The organism is Pseudoalteromonas sp. J2K-J599, assembly GCF_059295115.2.
In genome coordinates this window covers 348,849-365,166 of record NZ_CM200271.1, presented here as the reverse complement: position 1 = coordinate 365,166, position 16,318 = coordinate 348,849, and the positions used below count along the sequence as shown (strand labels likewise).

Genomic DNA, 16,318 nt, shown 5'->3' with positions numbered 1-16,318 from the left:
AGGTATTACTCAGGCTTTTTAAACATGGCGCGAAGGTTAGCGACTCTTGCTTGGCCTTTTTCCATGCGCTCTGCTTGGGTATTTGGCGCCTTTTTGTTTTCGAACGCGAGATCGTCCTGCGGTAACTCTTGTACAAATCGGCTTAATTCAGTTTGCGAGGTTTCACCGAATTGACGACGTATTTTTGCATAAGTAAGTGTTAACTCCTGCTGTGCGCGAGTAATACCAACATAAGCTAAGCGACGTTCTTCATCTACGTTGTCCTCATCAATACTTACCTGATGCGGAAGTAAACCCTCTTCCATACCCACCATAAATACATACGGGTACTCTAAGCCCTTTGATGCATGTAGTGTTGATAAGTGCACTGCATCGGTTTCATCTTCTTCTTCGTTACGCTCAAGCATATCGCGAAGGGTTAGCTTGCTAACAACCTCGGCTAATGTCATTGGTTCGTTGTCGGCATCACCGGTCAACATATCTGTTATCCAACGATACAGCTCTGATACGTTTTTCATACGCATTTCAGCCGCTTTTGCACTCGGTGACGACTCGTACAAATATGCCTCGTAATTAATATTACGCACTAAGTCTTTAACAGCTTCGAGCGTATCACCGCGTACTGCGTTATCAGATAGCTCAACAACCCAGCGTGCAAATCCAGCAAGCGCGTTAAAGCCACGCCCTTTTAGTCTGTAGCCTAAATCGTTATCAAAACAGGTAGCAAACAAGCTCACGTGCTTTTCATTAGCAAGCGTACCAAGCTTTTCAAGGGTAACCGTACCTATTTCGCGTCGTGGTGTATTTACGATACGTAAAAACGCATTGTCATCATCTTGATTAACTAATAGGCGTAAGTACGCCATAATATCTTTAATTTCTGAGCGAGCGAAAAACGACATACCGCCACTAATTTTATAAGGGATACGGTTACTCATTAGTGATTTTTCAAAGCCACGTGCTTGATGATTACCACGATATAAAATCGCGTAATCTTTATAGCTGGTTCGCTTCATAAACTTATGTGAGATTATTTCAGCAACCACACGCTCAGATTCATGCTCTTCATCGCGGCACCCTATTACTTTAATCGGCTCACCGTAACCTAGTTCACTAAATAACTTTTTCTCTATGTCATGTGGGTTATTGGCAATTAAAATGTTAGCCGCTTTTAGTATTCGCCCTGCACTTCGATAGTTTTGTTCAAGCTTTATAAGTCTAAGCCCTGGGTAGTCTTTACCTAATAACACTAAGTTTTGCGGGCGAGCACCACGCCATGAGTAAATTGATTGATCGTCATCACCTACCACAGTAAAACGGGCACGCTCGCCTACTAGCAATTTAACAAGTTGATATTGGCTTGTGTTGGTATCTTGATACTCATCCACCAGCAAGTATTTAAAGCGTTGCTGCCAGCGCTCACGAGAAGTGGCGTTATTGGTAAGTAACAAAGTAGGGATCATAATTAAATCATCAAAATCCAGTGCATTATAAGCACGCAGCTGGTTTTGATAGCGCCCATATAACTGCGCGAACAATGCTTTTTGCGGATCACGCGCTTCGCGTATTGCTTGCTCTGGCAGTACTAATTCGTTTTTCCAACTACCAATTTCCATTTTAAGTAGTTTGAGTAAGTCCTTGTCTTTTTTTAGCTCATCTTCGGTGAGTTCACTAAGAAGCTGATTGGTATCTTGATCATCAAATAACGAAAAGCCGGGTTTAAACCCTAATGTACTCAACTCTTTTTTTATTATTTCTAAACCGAGTGTGTGAAACGTTGATACCCATAAACCTTTAGCGTCTTGCTTACCGAGTGTTTGCAGTACTCGTTCACGCATTTCTTTGGCTGCTTTATTGGTAAAAGTAACAGCGGCTATATTTCGCGCTTTGTACTCACATTTTTTCACTAAATAAGCGATTTTATTCGTAATAACACGGGTTTTACCAGAGCCTGCGCCCGCGAGTACTAAGCAGGGACCACTAATATATTTTACGGCTTCATCTTGTTTAGGATTGAGTTTCATAACGACCAAAGAAATTTAAAAGACGCGCAATTTTAACGTAACCATTACAGCGAGCATAGCAATTGCCTTAATTAATTAAGGTAAAGATGATCATGTGTTAAATACCGCGGGTATAAGGTAATATTAGTTATTATCATTTAGGCAATGCCGAAGGGACAAATATGATCAACCCAGCAAAACTTGAAGAAATTGCTAAGCAAATTACTAGCAATATGCCACAAGGCGTAAAAAACCTAGCAGACACACTCGAAGGTAAAACAAAGCAAGTTCTACAAAACAAGCTTGCTGAGATGGACTTTGTGAGCCGTGAAGAATTTGATGTGCAAAGCCAAGTACTTATTCGTACTCGCGAAAAGTTAACCGAACTTGAAGCTAAAGTTTCATTGCTTGAGCAACAACTTAGCGCTAAAACTGACGCTGAATAATTATACCAATTGCATTAAATTAGTGTTTTATTATAGCGATAAGAAAATAGCTCAATAACAAGGCTAAAATTATGGTACATAGTTGTTCTATATAAATAATTTTTAACGTAGTTAGTGAGTTATTTAATACACTAGGATGATCATTTTTTTAATAAAATTGGTATTATTTTAATGTACAAAAAAGGCAGCTTAGGCTGCCTTTTGCGTTTTACCAAGTTTATTCAAATAGCTCATCAAGTACATAATAAGACAACTTAGCCTGCTGAGCTAAACTCACACTCAGCATTTTTTGCGCAACTTGTTCGCCAGTTATTGGTTTGTAACGCTTTACAAACGCAAATCGTGTAATAACAGGAAAAATAATACTGCCTATCTTTTCTGCCACTCTAAATTGCTCACGATCACCTAATAATAAAGATGGCTGTAAAATACTTATTTTATCAAAAGGGAGTGCTTTAATATGTTGCTCAAGCTCTCCCTTCATTTTCAAATAAGCACTATTACTGTGTGTATTTGCCCCGCTTGATGACACTAAGCAATAATGCGTAACGCCATTACATGCCGCTAACTGCGCCGCTATAAACTGATAATCAAAATCTACTTTACGCTGAGCGTGTATCGAGCCCGCTCGTTTACGGGTTGTGCCCAAACACGAAAACAATACATCACCTTTAAAAAGCTCAACATATTGAGTTAATTTTTCAAAATCAATAACGTGATTAACTAGCTTTGCATGTGTGACAGGCAGAGCTCGACGGCTTAACGTAACTACTTTTGTATAACGATCGCTATTAAGTAACTTATGGAGCAACTCATTACCGACCAAGCCTGTAGCACCTATTAACACCGCCGTTTCAGTCATGGATTTATTTATTTTCACCCACTTTTTTAAATACGTGTTGTACTGCTTTTTTATAGCTTTGCGTTTCTTCACTCGCGCACGTTACTACAGATTCTAAATCATGAAGATGGCCGTTTTCCAAACCATAAACCCAACCATGAACGCTTAGCTCTTGGCCGCGTTCCCACGCATCTTGCACAATGTTAGTACGGCATACATTACGTACTTGCTCAATTACATTTAGCTCAATAAGGCGGCTCAAACGCTCGCTTTCTGGCATTGCGTCAAGTTGTTCAAGATGCTTTTCTTTTACATCCCCTACATGGCGTAGCCAATTATCAATAAAGCCAAATTTTGCATTGTTTAAAACGGCTTGTACGCCACCACAGCCATAGTGACCTACTACCATTATATGTTTTACTTTTAAAACCTCTACAGCATACTGCATAACCGATAAACAGTTATGGTCAGTGTGTACAACCACGTTAGCAACGTTACGATGTACAAATAATTCGCCTGGTAATAAATCAACTATTTGATTTGCAGGTACACGAGAGTCTGAACAACCAATCCATAAATACTCTGGATTTTGTTGCATAGATAAAATTTTAAAAAACTCAGGGTCTGCTTCACTTGTACGAGCAGCCCAACGTTTGTTGTTATCGAATAAATTTTTTAACTTTCTCATTGCATCTCTTATTAAGTCGAGGACGGAAATTTAATGGACATTAGCAAGAATCAAAATATTACGAGGCGTTAACTGCTTTTCACAAAACGTTTTAACGCTTACTTGATAACCTTGCTGTTGCAAATATAAAGCACGATCGAGCACAAGCCAAACTTCAATTGCCCTTCTGAACACATGTCGAACCAGTTCAACTCGGTCAGTGATTTTTTTCCGAGCCACCCCAACTTCTAAATATTTAATATAATCAGTACCTTGAGGTAATTTCATTGCCTTTTTATCTGCAGCCCATGCACAAAACGATTTAAACGAATCTGAGAATATAGCTTTGTTGACCGAAGGTACGCTTACGTAATATTGCTCGCCAGTGATCGACTTTCTTAGTGCATCAAAACCAAGTCGCCACTCAAGTTCTGTTTTACGTACTTTTTCCAGGCGAGAAGGCGCTGTGACAGTTTCTTGTAATGCGAGCTTTAAATCACGATGCGTTAGATTAAGCTCACTTTTATTTGCAACCTCACTCATTGCACGGTACTCATTCGCCGTAAATAAATGGTAGCAACAAGGTGAAAAGCTAATTTGCTGTACTTTCGCTAAACTTGCTTGGCGCATAAATGCTTGGTGCAAACCACCACATGCGTGTAGCGCTACGGCATGCATATCAGCATTAAAAAATTGAGTGATATCGTCTTTTAATACATCTGCTTGGCTAAAGTGCATTGCTAAGCCTTGTTGCTGTGCACTTTTTTGTCCTTGCTCGCATAAGCTTTGTTGCAGTTCAATACTATGTACATTACTTGCGCCATTAAACGCAAGCATTCGACCTAAGTGCCCTTTACCCGCGCACCACTCTAAAACAGGTTGCTTGGTATTAGGTAGTGCAGATACAAAATCTTGTAACTGTGCAAACTTACGACCTTTAATGCCGTTACTTATCCAAAATGGATAATCAGCTTGAGAGTGGGCTGCGCTAGGTAACTCGCATAACTTTGCAAGTTCATCAAGTTGGCTGATGTGCTGGCTAAAAAATTGGTATAGCTGGTTTTGATCGTTATCAAGAACGCTTACCTGATCATCAGTTAGTTCGCTAAGTATGCCTTGTAGCTCTGGCCAAGGTATAGTGTCAAAATCAAATGCAGTGCACTGCCAATACTGACGATGACGCATTAAAAGTGAATCAAGTGCTAAAAATTGCTCAGCTAAAGTCATAACAGCTTAAAAAATAAAAAAGACAATTAATTATATCAGTTTCGTGAATTACCTAAGCAGTTAATTTTTACTAAAAATCAGCCGTAAATACAAAGGTATTGAAATAATACTTACCAAAATAGCTGCCATGAGCATCCACGATAACTGCATTTTTTCAGGTTCTTGATATTTATAAATAAAGTGAGATTTCACTTCGTCAAATTCGTTTTGCGGTATGCCATATAAGTCCGCAATTAAGCGCCACTTTGCTATCGACATATGCCCTAAACTGGTGGTGGGTGGGGTTATATAACTTTTTAGTACTTCAGCCTCAAAAGCGAGCTGATAAAAGCTTTTACCCGGTGCATAGTTTTGCTGGGTGACTGCAATGGCTTCATCCATGTTCATCATTGCATAACGCCACCCTTTTAGGCTCGCTTGGTAGAATTTTTCGACCGTTTGAGGATTTTTCTTAAGCATGTTTTCGCTGGTAAATAAAATGTCGCTGTATACGTCCATACCATAACGCTGTGGGCAAACAAGTCGATGAGCTACGCCTTGTTGAGTCATATAATAAGGCTCTGTAGTAACATACACTTGCATAGCATCTAGCTTGTTTTCAATCCAAGCCTGGCCTGGGTTTTCGCCATCGTAAACTTTGAGTTTATCCACATCAACGCCACTGCGTTTAAGCATAATAAGTAGTTCAGTGCCATCATTTTTGCTTACCGCAGTGATACGTTTATTAACAAAGTCACGTGGATGAAAAATATCAGACGTGTCTTTAACCATCCAGCAGTAAGGTGAAAATTGCAATAAGGCAGCCATAGCAACAAGAGGTTGTCCATTTATACGTTGCTGTAAAATACCAGAGTGCCCAACTCCAAATTGTGCTTCACCACTGGCGACAGGAGCAAAGGTATCAGGTTTCATTGGATTAGCTTGTTTAATAGTTACATCAAGGCCCGCTTCATTATAAAAGCCTTTTTGCTTTGCCATATAGTAGCCAGCAAACTGAAACTGATGTGTCCATTTTAGCTGTAATGTGACTGATTCTTGCGCCGCGATATGGCTACAAAAAAAGCACAATCCAATGATTAATCCTTTAAATAGCAACTAGGTGCCCTCAAAAAGTATGACGATTACCTGTAACTATATGTAAAACGTGCGATAAAGCAAGCACCCTAGTTAGGTGCCTGCCTTTAAAGAAGGATTATACTGAGGCGAGTTTTTCGGCTTTTTCTGCTTGGGGCTTTGATGTTAAAAATTGGCTAAAGCACGGATTTTGTGTTTCATCTTGTACACTGTAACCTAAACGGTTTAAGTGTTCGTTAAACATCTCATACTGACTCGGCTCAATAGCAAAACCTGCCAGTACATTCCCCATCGAACCACCGTGATTACGATAATGAAATAAGGTAATGTTCCAATTACTACCTAAAGTATCTAAAAAGCGTGCAAGCGCACCTGGATACTCTGGAAATTCAAAGCGAAGTAAGCGCTCATGCAATTGCTCGGGTGCTTTTCCGCCAACCATATAGCGCACATGTAATTTAGCGAGTTCGTTATCCGACAGATCGCAAAATTGGTAGTCATTATTTGTTAAGTCTTGCTTTAGCTCATTAAGCTCTTGCTCGCCTTGGCGCAGGGCAATACCTACAAATATTTGTGCTTCACCAGGTCCTGCATAACGGTAGTTAAACTCAGTAATAGCACGGCCACCTAAAGAAGCACAAAACTGTTTAAAGCTGCCTTTTTCTTCTTTAATAGTAACCGCTAATAACGCTTCGTTTTTTTCACCCAGCGCAGTGCGCTCTGCAACATAACGCAGGCGATCAAAGTTTAAATTAGCACCGGATAAAACAGCCGCTAAATGTAACCCTTTTAAACCCGACTGCTGGCTCCATTTTTTAAGCCCTGCCGTTGCAAGTGCACCTGAAGGCTCTGCTATTGCACGGGTAGATACAAAAATATCCTGCATGGCAGCACATATTTCGTCGCTGGTGACGGTTATAACTTCATCACAAAACTTTTGCGCTAAGCGAAATGTTTCAGTGCCAATAATTTTAACCGCTACGCCATCAGCAAAACTGCCAACGCGCTCAAGCTCTACCGGTTTACCTGCTTTAAGTGCCGCTTGTAAACATGCACTTTCGTCGGCCTCTACACCAATTACTTTTATATCTGGACGCAGCGATTTAATATAAACCGCCATCCCAGCAAGTAAACCGCCGCCGCCAACAGGAATAAACACCGCATCAAGCTCGTTTAATTGCTGCATAAGCTCACGTGCTACAGTACCTTGACCAACAATGACGTCTGGGTCATCAAATGGTGGAACAAATATACCGTTTCGTTGCTCTGTAAGCTCAAGCGCATGTGCTTTTGCGGCATCAAAATGATGCCCATGTAGCACAACTTCACCGCCAAGCGCACGTACCGCACTTACTTTTATTTCAGGCGTTGTTACTGGCATTACAATTGTGGCTTGATGCCCTAAGTGAGAAGCACTTAGTGCAACCCCTTGAGCATGATTACCCGCTGAAGCAGTGATAACCACTGAGCCTTTAGGTAATTTATTTAATTTGTTATACGCACCGCGTAATTTAAATGAATACACGGGCTGTTGGTCTTCACGCTTTAACCAAACATGGTTACCTAATTTAGCACCAAGCTCAGCCATTTCGCTGACCTCGGAAACTTTAGCCAAAGGCTCCATGTTTGCTTGAATAATAGCGCGAAAATAATCGAGCTCTTGAGAGACCATAATTAACTAAGCGCCTCCAATTTAGCTAAGTCACGCACTGCGCCTTTATCAGCACTTGTTGCAAGTAATGCATAAGCCTTTAAAGCAGACGATACATAGCGCTCACGGTCAACTGGTTTGTACGCCAGTTTTCCGCGTGCTAATTGTTTTTGTTTACGTGCTTCAAGCTCTTCATCGCTTAGTGCTAACGTGATTTCTCGTGTTGCGATATCAATAATGATTTTGTCGCCATTTTCAACATAAGCAATTGCACCACCACTTGCCGCTTCAGGCGACACATGACCAATTGATAAACCCGAAGTACCACCCGAAAAGCGACCATCAGTAATAAGTGCACATTTTTCAGCTAAGCCTTTTGATTTCAAGTAGCTAGTTGGGTATAGCATTTCTTGCATACCTGGGCCGCCTCTAGGGCCTTCGTAACGAATAACCACGATATCACCGGCTTTTACTTCATCGTTTAAAATACCTTCTACAGAATCATCTTGTGACTCGTACACGACTGCAGTACCTTCAAAATGTAGCATTTCATCAACAACGCCAGCGCTTTTAACAATACAGCCATCAACTGCTAAATTACCCGAAAGTACAGCTAAGCCACCATCTTGACGAAAAGCGTGTTCGACACTTCGGATACACCCATTAACACGGTCATTATCGCCCTCGTCCCAACGACACTCTTGGCTCATTGCTTTAGTGGTACGAATGCCCGCAGGGCCAGCACGGTAAAATTTGCGCGCTGCTTCGTTAGTAGGATCTGTTGCATCCCATTTTTTAACGAGCTCAGCCATAGTTGACCCAGCAACATGATTAACTGACATATCAACTAAGCCTGCTTTGCCAAGTTCACGTACGATTGCCATCATGCCGCCTGCGCGGTGCACATCTTCAATATGATATTCAGGTGTCGCTGGTGCAACTTTACATAAAAATGGTGTTTTACGAGAGAGCGCATCAATGTGCGACATATCAAAATCAACGCCCGCTTCTTGCGCTGCAGCAAGTAAATGCAATACCGTATTTGACGAGCCACCCATTGCAATATCAACAACCATTGCATTCATAAAGGCTGTTTTGTTAGCAATAGCACGTGGCAATACATCTTGATTATCTTTTTGATAATACTCACGACATAAATCAACAATACGAGCCCCCGCTTCAACATAAAGTTGTTTACGGTCTTTATGAGTCGCAAGCGTGGTACCATTACCCGGAAGTGCTAAACCAATCGCTTCTAACAAACAGTTCATTGAGTTTGCAGTAAACATGCCTGAACAAGAGCCACATGTTGGACACGCAGAACGCTCTACTTGCTCTGAATCTGCATCACTTACCGATTCATCAGCGCCTTTAACCATGGCATCTACTAAATCAAGTTTAATATCGATGTTAGCAAGCTTAGTTTTACCTGCTTCCATTGGACCGCCTGATACAAATATTACCGGAATATTTAAGCGTAGTGCTGCAAGCATCATTCCTGGAGTAATTTTGTCGCAGTTTGAAATACAAATCATCGCATCAGCACAATGACCATTTACCATATACTCAACCGAGTCAGCAATTAAGTCGCGCGAAGGCAGCGAATAAAGCATGCCGCCGTGACCCATTGCAATACCATCATCAATCGCAATAGTATTAAATTCTTTAGGGACGCCACCGGCTTGTGTAATGGTTTCAGCCATAAGTTCACTTAACTGATTAAGGTGAACATGCCCTGGTACAAATTGTGTAAACGAGTTAACTACGGCAATAATCGGCTTACCAAAATCGGTGTCGGTCATACCTGTTGCGCGCCATAATGCACGAGCGCCTGCGCGTTTACGCCCTTCAGTTGTTGTTGCACTTCTTAATTTAGCCATAGTTACCTCAGTTTTTGCCGCAGAATAAGCGGGCATTCCTCATTCTAAAATTGGTGAGTAACCGAGTGATTCAGTTACTCGTAAATTGTTTTTCAGTTCGTAATTACACAGCCTGTTGTTGCTGTAAATTTTGTAAAGTGACTTCTTTGACATCCACCAGCTTATTTAACTGGCTGGTTAAAAGGTGAATTGGTTTATCACTATCTACCGTCATGTCTACATTATAAAAACCATCGTCCATATTGAGCTGAAAATGCGTAAGGTCAAAACCACGATGACGCACCACTCGTAAAAAGCGCTCTACCGCTATACTTTGGCTTTTTAATGCAATAGTTAGGCTATGTTTCATTTTGCTTTCTCCGTCATCATTTCGTCGTTAGCAGCCCCAGGTGGTACAAGTGGCCAAACATTTTCTTTATCATCAATACAGGCATGTACTATGTACGGACCTTTACTGTTAACTAATGCAGTTATCGCATCATCAACTTGGTTAGCGTGAGTAATTGTTTGCCCTGGGATACCAAATACAGCAGCTAATTGCACAAAGTCTGGGTTATCCGACAGGTTAGTTTCAGAATAACGCCCTTCAAAAAATAGTTCTTGCCATTGGCGAACCATCCCTAAACGCTGGTTATCTAAAATTAATATTTTTACAGGTAAATTGTTACGACGAATAGTGGCCAGCTCTTGAATATTCATCATTATAGAACCATCGCCCGATACAGTGATAACAAAGTCATCAGGGCGTGCTACTTGCGCGCCAATAGCCGCAGGTAGACCAAAGCCCATTGTGCCTGCACCACCACTGCTTAAATGATTACTCGGATGAGTAAACTTCATGTGCTGTGCTACCCACATTTGGTGCTGACCAACATCGCAGCACACAACCCCTGTTTTTGGCATGCGTTGGCTTAGTTGGTTTAATAAGTACGGTGCAAAAACCTTCTCACCTGGGTAGTCGTAACGCCACGCATGCTTAATATTCATTTCTTTATTTGTGTCACACCAAGCTTTAGGTGTTACAAAGCACTCAAGTGCGGGTAACGACGTTTTTAAATCGGCAATTAATGAAGCTTTAGCAGGTTTTCGCTTACCAACTTCAGCAGCATCTATATCTAAATGGATTACTTTAGCTTTAGCTGCAAATTTAGCTAAGTTGCCTGTTACGCGGTCATCAAAGCGTGCCCCGATACATACAAGTACATCACACTCTTGCACTGCGATATTAGCAGCTTGACCACCATGCATACCCAACATACCTAAGTAATGTTCGTAATCTGGTAATACACTGCCTAGCGCTTTAAGTGTTGATACAGCTGGCATCTGAGTTTTATTTAAAAATTGCATTAGCTCATCTTGCGCATCAGCGGCTTGTACACCACCACCTACATACGCTACAGGCTGTTTAGCCTCACTCAACAATTGATTAGCAATAGCAACTTGCTTTAAATCTAACTCTGGTAAGTATTCATCAGCTGCTAGCCAAGGTTTAAAAGGGACTTGAGCCATTTGAATATCTTTTGGGATATCGACAAGTACAGGACCTGGGCGGCCGCTTTGCGCTAAATGAATTGCTTCTTGTAATATCTCTGCTAAGTCTTCAGCTCGTTCTACCATGTAGCTGTGCTTAGTACACGAAAGCGACATACCTAGTACATCTATTTCTTGAAACGCATCTGAACCAATCGCTGCAGTAGGCACTTGGCCGGTGATCGCCAATAATGGTACTGAGTCCATCATCGCATCAGCAAGAGCGGTTATTAAATTAGTTGCACCTGGGCCCGATGTTGCAAAACATACGCCTAATTTACGTGTGCTACGAGCATAACCAACAGCTGCAAACCCTGCACCTTGCTCATGACGAGTAAGGTAGTGTTTGACTGGCGCGCCATACAGCGCATCGTAAATTGGCATAATAGCTCCGCCTGGGTAGCCAAATACTTCATTTACGCCGTGTTTGGCCAATAAGTCGATTGTTAGTTCTGCGCCTGTCATTAATAAACCCTCATTCCTCAGTGACAACCCAATTACAAATTTTACCCTTAAAACTAAAAAGCCCTCCGAACGGTTAAGTGCGGAGGGCTTTTTTAATGCTTAAGTTTTTAAAGCACTACGAAGCCCTCGCGGGAATAATCACCACGATAATAATCAGGACTAGGTTAAGTGCGTTTGTAAGCATGTAATTAATACCAAATTTTGTTCAATTATCGCGAAGGTTATTCCTTCGCTCTCTTTTTATATTAGTACCGCGCTAGGCCCTTTAAGTCAACACCAAAGTTAATCTAACAAAAAGACTAAAAGGCAATTTATCAGGTTTTAAAATTCATTATACAAGCTGCTAGTGGTTTTTTTATGCTCTAATTTTAATCTCAGAAATTCACTATTCTTATATCCCTTATTTAAGGTTTGATTAATTTTTGAGAATATTTTTATAAATAAAATTATTTATCTCCTTCAGGTAATGCGTAGGTTCTCTTAAGCGACTCTTAAGTGTTGTTGCATAGCATGGCGTTGTTATTTTAAACGAGCCTAAATATGAACATAACTAGCCAAACACCAGCACAAAAAAAGCCAAATCGTAGTAAGCGGTTTTACATTCACTGTAGTGCAAATGCCTTTGTAGTGATGATTGCCTGTTATTACTGTTTAGTTATAAACATTCCTTTTATTCAAGGTTCGTTTAGCGCCATCACCTCCCTTGCATCTTTTTCATGGTTATTTTTACTTTCAGTGCCACTGCTTTTGTTATGCCTTTTAATTATTTTCTTTTCAATAGTGTCGGTTAGGTGGTTACTAAAACCAATTAACTACCTTTTACTGATAATTTCGAGTGCCGTACTTTACGGCTCATTAAATTACGGCGTCGTGTTTGACTATTCAATGATTCAAAACACGTTCGAAACAGACTCAAGTGAAGCTCTGAGCTATTTAAACCCTCAGCTCATAGCCTTTTTACTGTTGTTTTGTGCGCTACCTGTTTTTATATTAAGCAAAGTAAAAATACACTTTACCCGTCCTCACCAAGAAGCGATTAGTCGTATAAAACTTATTGTAGCGTGCTGCTCACTAATTGCTTTAGTGGTCGTAAACTTTTACGCCGACTACGCAGCCACTGGCCGCAATAACCGCATTTTGAAAAAAGAACTCATCCCATTTCAGTATCTCTCTAGCGGTTATAAATATATGCGCGATCAGCTGCTGTATACCAATATGGAGTTTAAAGATATAGATGCAACACCTACCTTAATTGCGCCTAACACCACCAGCGTAACAGTTATGGTTGTTGGCGAAACCGCACGAGCAGAAAACTTTTCTTATCAAGGTTATAAGCGCAACACCAATCCTTATACACAAAAGTATAATGTGACGTATTTTAATAATGTGGCGTCTTGTGGCACCGCTACTGCAGTGTCTGTGCCGTGTATGTTTTCACTGCAAACACAAGATAACTTTGATCGATTAGCAGCCGACAACCAACAAAACCTGATTGATTTAGCACAACAAGCTGGCAGCGACGTACTGTGGGTTGATAACAACAGCGGCTGTAAAAACGTATGTACCCGTGTTGTTAACATTGATATCCCAACCACCCCATCAGCGCTTTGCGATGGAAAATATTGTTTTGATGAAGCACTGCTTGCTCCACTTAAGCGCAAACTCGCTAATTTGAGCCAAGCTAACACCGTTATCGTCCTACATATGATGGGCTCACACGGGCCAACTTACTTTAAACGCTACCCAGATAAGTTTAAGCAATTTACGCCTACGTGCGATAGAAGCGACATTCAAAACTGCTCACTCGATGAATTAGTTAATACCTACGACAACACAATTGCGTACAGCGACTTTGTTAACGCCCAGGTAATTGAGCAATTAAAAGCGCTGCCAAACAACATAGATAAGCAGTTTTTATATGTCTCTGATCATGGTGAATCACTTGGCGAAGCCGGTGCTTATTTACATGGTTTTCCGTATAGCTTTGCACCTAGCACACAAACGCACGTTCCTCTTTATATGTGGGCTGATGAGCATAATCAGCGCATTACTAATACCTGTTTAGCTAATCTAGACACCACTGCTGCACGCTCACACAACAATATTTTTCACACCCTTTTAAATTTAATTGGCATTAAAAGCAAAACGTATCAGGCATCACTTGATTTACTTGCTAACTGCCAAACAACACCAAGCGAAATAAAACTATGAGTAATAAAACCGTTATAAAACGCCAAGGCTTAATGCGCCTTATTTTTACCTTAAGCCATTCTTTTAACGGCTTAAAATGGATGAGTCGATTTGAAGCGGCGTTTCAACAAGAGCTAGCACTGTTTTCGTTACTCGGTGTGTTTATGTGGCTACAAGAAATTGCACTAAGGGATAAATTACTGCTTATAGCCAGCCTGCTTTTTGTATTATTTGCTGAGCTGGTAAATACGGCAGTTGAGGTTGTAGTTGATAGAATTGGCAGTGAATACCATGAGCTTTCGGGGCTAGCTAAAGATATTGCCTCTGCAAGCGTGTTTATAGCTATGCTAATTGCCGCTCTTATTTGGTGGGCTGTGTTATGGGCATAAAGCTAACTTTTATACCTAAAATACAAAATGCACTTGGCCCTGTATGGATTTTTGTTGTATTTGCTGTTTTGGCACTTAGCTTTTTAACACTTGCTCGCTTTGGATTAAGTGTATGGCAAGGGGAGCGTGTATTTGGATCGCATGCGTGGTTGTCTATATTTATAGGTGGGTTAAGAGTAGATATAGCCACTCTAAGCTACATTATTATGCCCGCATTACTACTTACTTTACTGATGCAAAGCGTAGGTTGGCAAAATAAAGTACGCGGCCTCATTAAAATTTATTTAGTGACGATGTCTGCTTTACTTGTTTTTTTTGAAGTGATTACGCCTACGTTTATAAACGAGTACGATTTACGCCCAAACCGCTTATTTATAGAATATTTAATTTATCCTAAAGAAGTCTCAAAAATGATTTTTTCAGGCTATAAGTTAGAAGTATTTATTGCTGTTATAGCACTTATTTTAAGCTGTAAATTTGCAAGTAAAATATTTAGCAATCAATGGCAAAGCAAGTCATCACTAACAGGTTTAAATCAATCAATTTTAGCGCTTGTTTTAGTATGCTTAACTATTTTTGGCGCCCGCAACTCATTAGGACACAGACCACTTAACCCCGCCATGGTCTCGTTTTCTACCGATCATTTACTTAACGACTTAACCCTTAACTCACTTTATAGCGTCGCGTTTGCAGTTAAGCAACTTTCTAATGAGCAATCGAGCCAAGACTATTACGGTAAAATGCCCACCGATGAATTACTTAGTATTGTGCGTAGTAACATGCAAAATACGCAAGGCACATTTAGTGATGTAACCGCCCCTACAAAAACGTTTCATGGCGCAAGTAATACAGGTAAACCCAAAAATTTAGTCATTATTTTACAAGAAAGTTTAGGTGCTCGTTATGTAGGCACGCTTGGCGGTTTACCGCTTACACCTAATATAGACGCCCTTTATAAACAAGGCTGGGGGTTTGATAATTTATACGCCACGGGTACACGTTCAGTACGTGGAATTGAGGCAGTAATTACAGGGTTTACACCAACGCCTTCGCGTGCAGTTGTTAAGCTTGATAAATCACAACGTGACTTTTTTACCATTGCTGATTTTTTAGCAAAGCAAAATTACAACACGCAGTTCATTTATGGTGGCGAAAGCCATTTTGATAACATGCGCAGCTTCTTTTTAGGCAACAGTTTTAAAAGTATCGTAGATACAAATAACTTTAAAAAAATAGACTTTAATGGCTCGTGGGGCGCATCAGACGAAGACTTGTACGACCAAGCCGATATAGAACTTACTAAGCTTAAAAATCAAAACAAACCCTTTTTTAGCCTTATATTTTCAAGCTCTAATCATAGCCCGTATGACTTTCCTGACGATAAAATAACGCTGTACGATAAACAAAAACAAACCCGTAATAATGCTGCCAAGTATGCCGATTACGCACTAGGCACGTTTATCGAAAAAGCTAAAAAATCGAGCTACTGGGATGATACTGTATTTATAGTTATTGCCGATCACGACTCGCGCGTATCGGGTTCAAATTTAGTACCGGTTGATCACTTTAAAATTCCGGCCGTTATTTTTGGAAAAGGTATTACCCATAAACGAGATAGCCAACTAGCCAGTCAGCTCGATATTCCTGTTACTCTACTGTCTTTAATTGGCGCAAGTGGTAAGCACCCAATGATAGGTCATGATTTATCAAAGCCAATTAGCGACAACAAACAACGCGCAATGATGCAATACGACAAAAACTTTGCCTACATGCACAATAATAAAGTGGTGGTGTTACAACCACAAAAACCAGCAACCACCTATACGTATAGCAATAACCAGCTTGTGCCATGTGAAAACGATGAGCAATTAGTAAAAAAAGCCCTAGCCCATGCGAACTTAGGTAATCTAGCTTATACAAATGGTTGGTATCATTAACCAAGTGACTTGATAATA

At 40.6% G+C, this 16,318-nt stretch carries 13 protein-coding genes; 4 read left to right on the top strand and 9 right to left on the bottom strand.

Features of this window, described 5'->3' with window-relative positions:
- Positions 1–5 precede the first annotated feature (5 nt).
- Positions 6–2,024, bottom strand: coding sequence for a DNA helicase Rep (gene rep, locus AC5NT5_RS01640; RefSeq protein ID WP_182672752.1), 2,019 nt, complete (start codon positions 2,022–2,024; stop codon positions 6–8).
- Between the two features lie 161 nt (positions 2,025–2,185).
- Between rep and ubiK the strand changes: the two genes are divergently transcribed.
- Positions 2,186–2,449, top strand: a complete 264-nt coding sequence (gene ubiK, locus AC5NT5_RS01635; protein WP_002959905.1) for a ubiquinone biosynthesis accessory factor UbiK — start codon at positions 2,186–2,188, stop codon at positions 2,447–2,449.
- 217 nt (positions 2,450–2,666) lie between these two features.
- On the opposite strand, the gene AC5NT5_RS01630 is transcribed toward ubiK, so the two are convergent.
- From AC5NT5_RS01630 to ilvG, 8 genes are all read right to left on the bottom strand, one after another.
- On the bottom strand, positions 2,667–3,311 hold the full coding sequence (locus tag AC5NT5_RS01630; RefSeq protein ID WP_494513249.1) for an NAD(P)H-binding protein: 645 nt from the start codon (positions 3,309–3,311) through the stop codon (positions 2,667–2,669).
- Between the two features lie 4 nt (positions 3,312–3,315).
- Positions 3,316–3,978, bottom strand: coding sequence for a carbonate dehydratase (can, locus tag AC5NT5_RS01625; RefSeq protein WP_002959903.1), 663 nt, complete (start codon positions 3,976–3,978; stop codon positions 3,316–3,318).
- 30 nt (positions 3,979–4,008) lie between these two features.
- Positions 4,009–5,184: a methyltransferase gene (locus tag AC5NT5_RS01620; RefSeq protein WP_494513248.1), complete on the bottom strand. Its 1,176-nt coding sequence runs from the start codon at positions 5,182–5,184 to the stop codon at positions 4,009–4,011.
- A gap of 60 nt (positions 5,185–5,244) precedes the next feature.
- Positions 5,245–6,279, bottom strand: coding sequence for an ABC transporter substrate-binding protein (locus AC5NT5_RS01615; RefSeq protein WP_182696389.1), 1,035 nt, complete (start codon positions 6,277–6,279; stop codon positions 5,245–5,247).
- A 97-nt stretch (positions 6,280–6,376) separates the two neighbouring features.
- Positions 6,377–7,930 carry a threonine ammonia-lyase, biosynthetic gene (gene ilvA, locus AC5NT5_RS01610; RefSeq protein ID WP_494513247.1) on the bottom strand — a complete coding sequence of 518 codons (1,554 nt, stop codon included), beginning with the start codon at positions 7,928–7,930 and terminating at the stop codon, positions 6,377–6,379.
- A 2-nt stretch (positions 7,931–7,932) separates the two neighbouring features.
- A complete protein-coding gene (gene ilvD / locus AC5NT5_RS01605) occupies positions 7,933–9,789 on the bottom strand; it encodes a dihydroxy-acid dehydratase (RefSeq protein WP_024596945.1) in 1,857 nt (618 codons plus the stop codon).
- A gap of 103 nt (positions 9,790–9,892) precedes the next feature.
- The gene (ilvM, locus tag AC5NT5_RS01600) at positions 9,893–10,138 is read right to left on the bottom strand and encodes an acetolactate synthase 2 small subunit (RefSeq protein WP_002959893.1); all 246 of its coding nucleotides are present in this window, start codon (positions 10,136–10,138) and stop codon (positions 9,893–9,895) included.
- Positions 10,135–11,784, bottom strand: a complete 1,650-nt coding sequence (ilvG, locus tag AC5NT5_RS01595; protein WP_002959891.1) for an acetolactate synthase 2 catalytic subunit — start codon at positions 11,782–11,784, stop codon at positions 10,135–10,137. Before ilvG ends, ilvM begins: the two co-directional genes overlap by 4 nt.
- A 540-nt stretch (positions 11,785–12,324) precedes the next feature.
- Here ilvG and AC5NT5_RS01590 point away from each other — a divergent pair.
- From AC5NT5_RS01590 to AC5NT5_RS01580, 3 genes are read left to right on the top strand one after another with little or no spacing between them, the layout of a single operon-like run.
- A complete protein-coding gene (locus tag AC5NT5_RS01590; RefSeq protein ID WP_494513246.1) occupies positions 12,325–13,995 on the top strand; it encodes a phosphoethanolamine transferase in 1,671 nt (556 codons plus the stop codon).
- Complete coding sequence (locus AC5NT5_RS01585; protein WP_494513245.1) at positions 13,992–14,363, top strand: diacylglycerol kinase; 372 nt, start codon at positions 13,992–13,994, stop codon at positions 14,361–14,363. The genes AC5NT5_RS01590 and AC5NT5_RS01585 overlap by 4 nt, the downstream gene beginning before the upstream one ends.
- On the top strand, positions 14,354–16,300 hold the full coding sequence (locus tag AC5NT5_RS01580) for an LTA synthase family protein (protein WP_494513244.1): 1,947 nt from the start codon (positions 14,354–14,356) through the stop codon (positions 16,298–16,300). Before AC5NT5_RS01585 ends, AC5NT5_RS01580 begins: the two co-directional genes overlap by 10 nt.
- Positions 16,301–16,318: the final 18 nt, after the last annotated feature.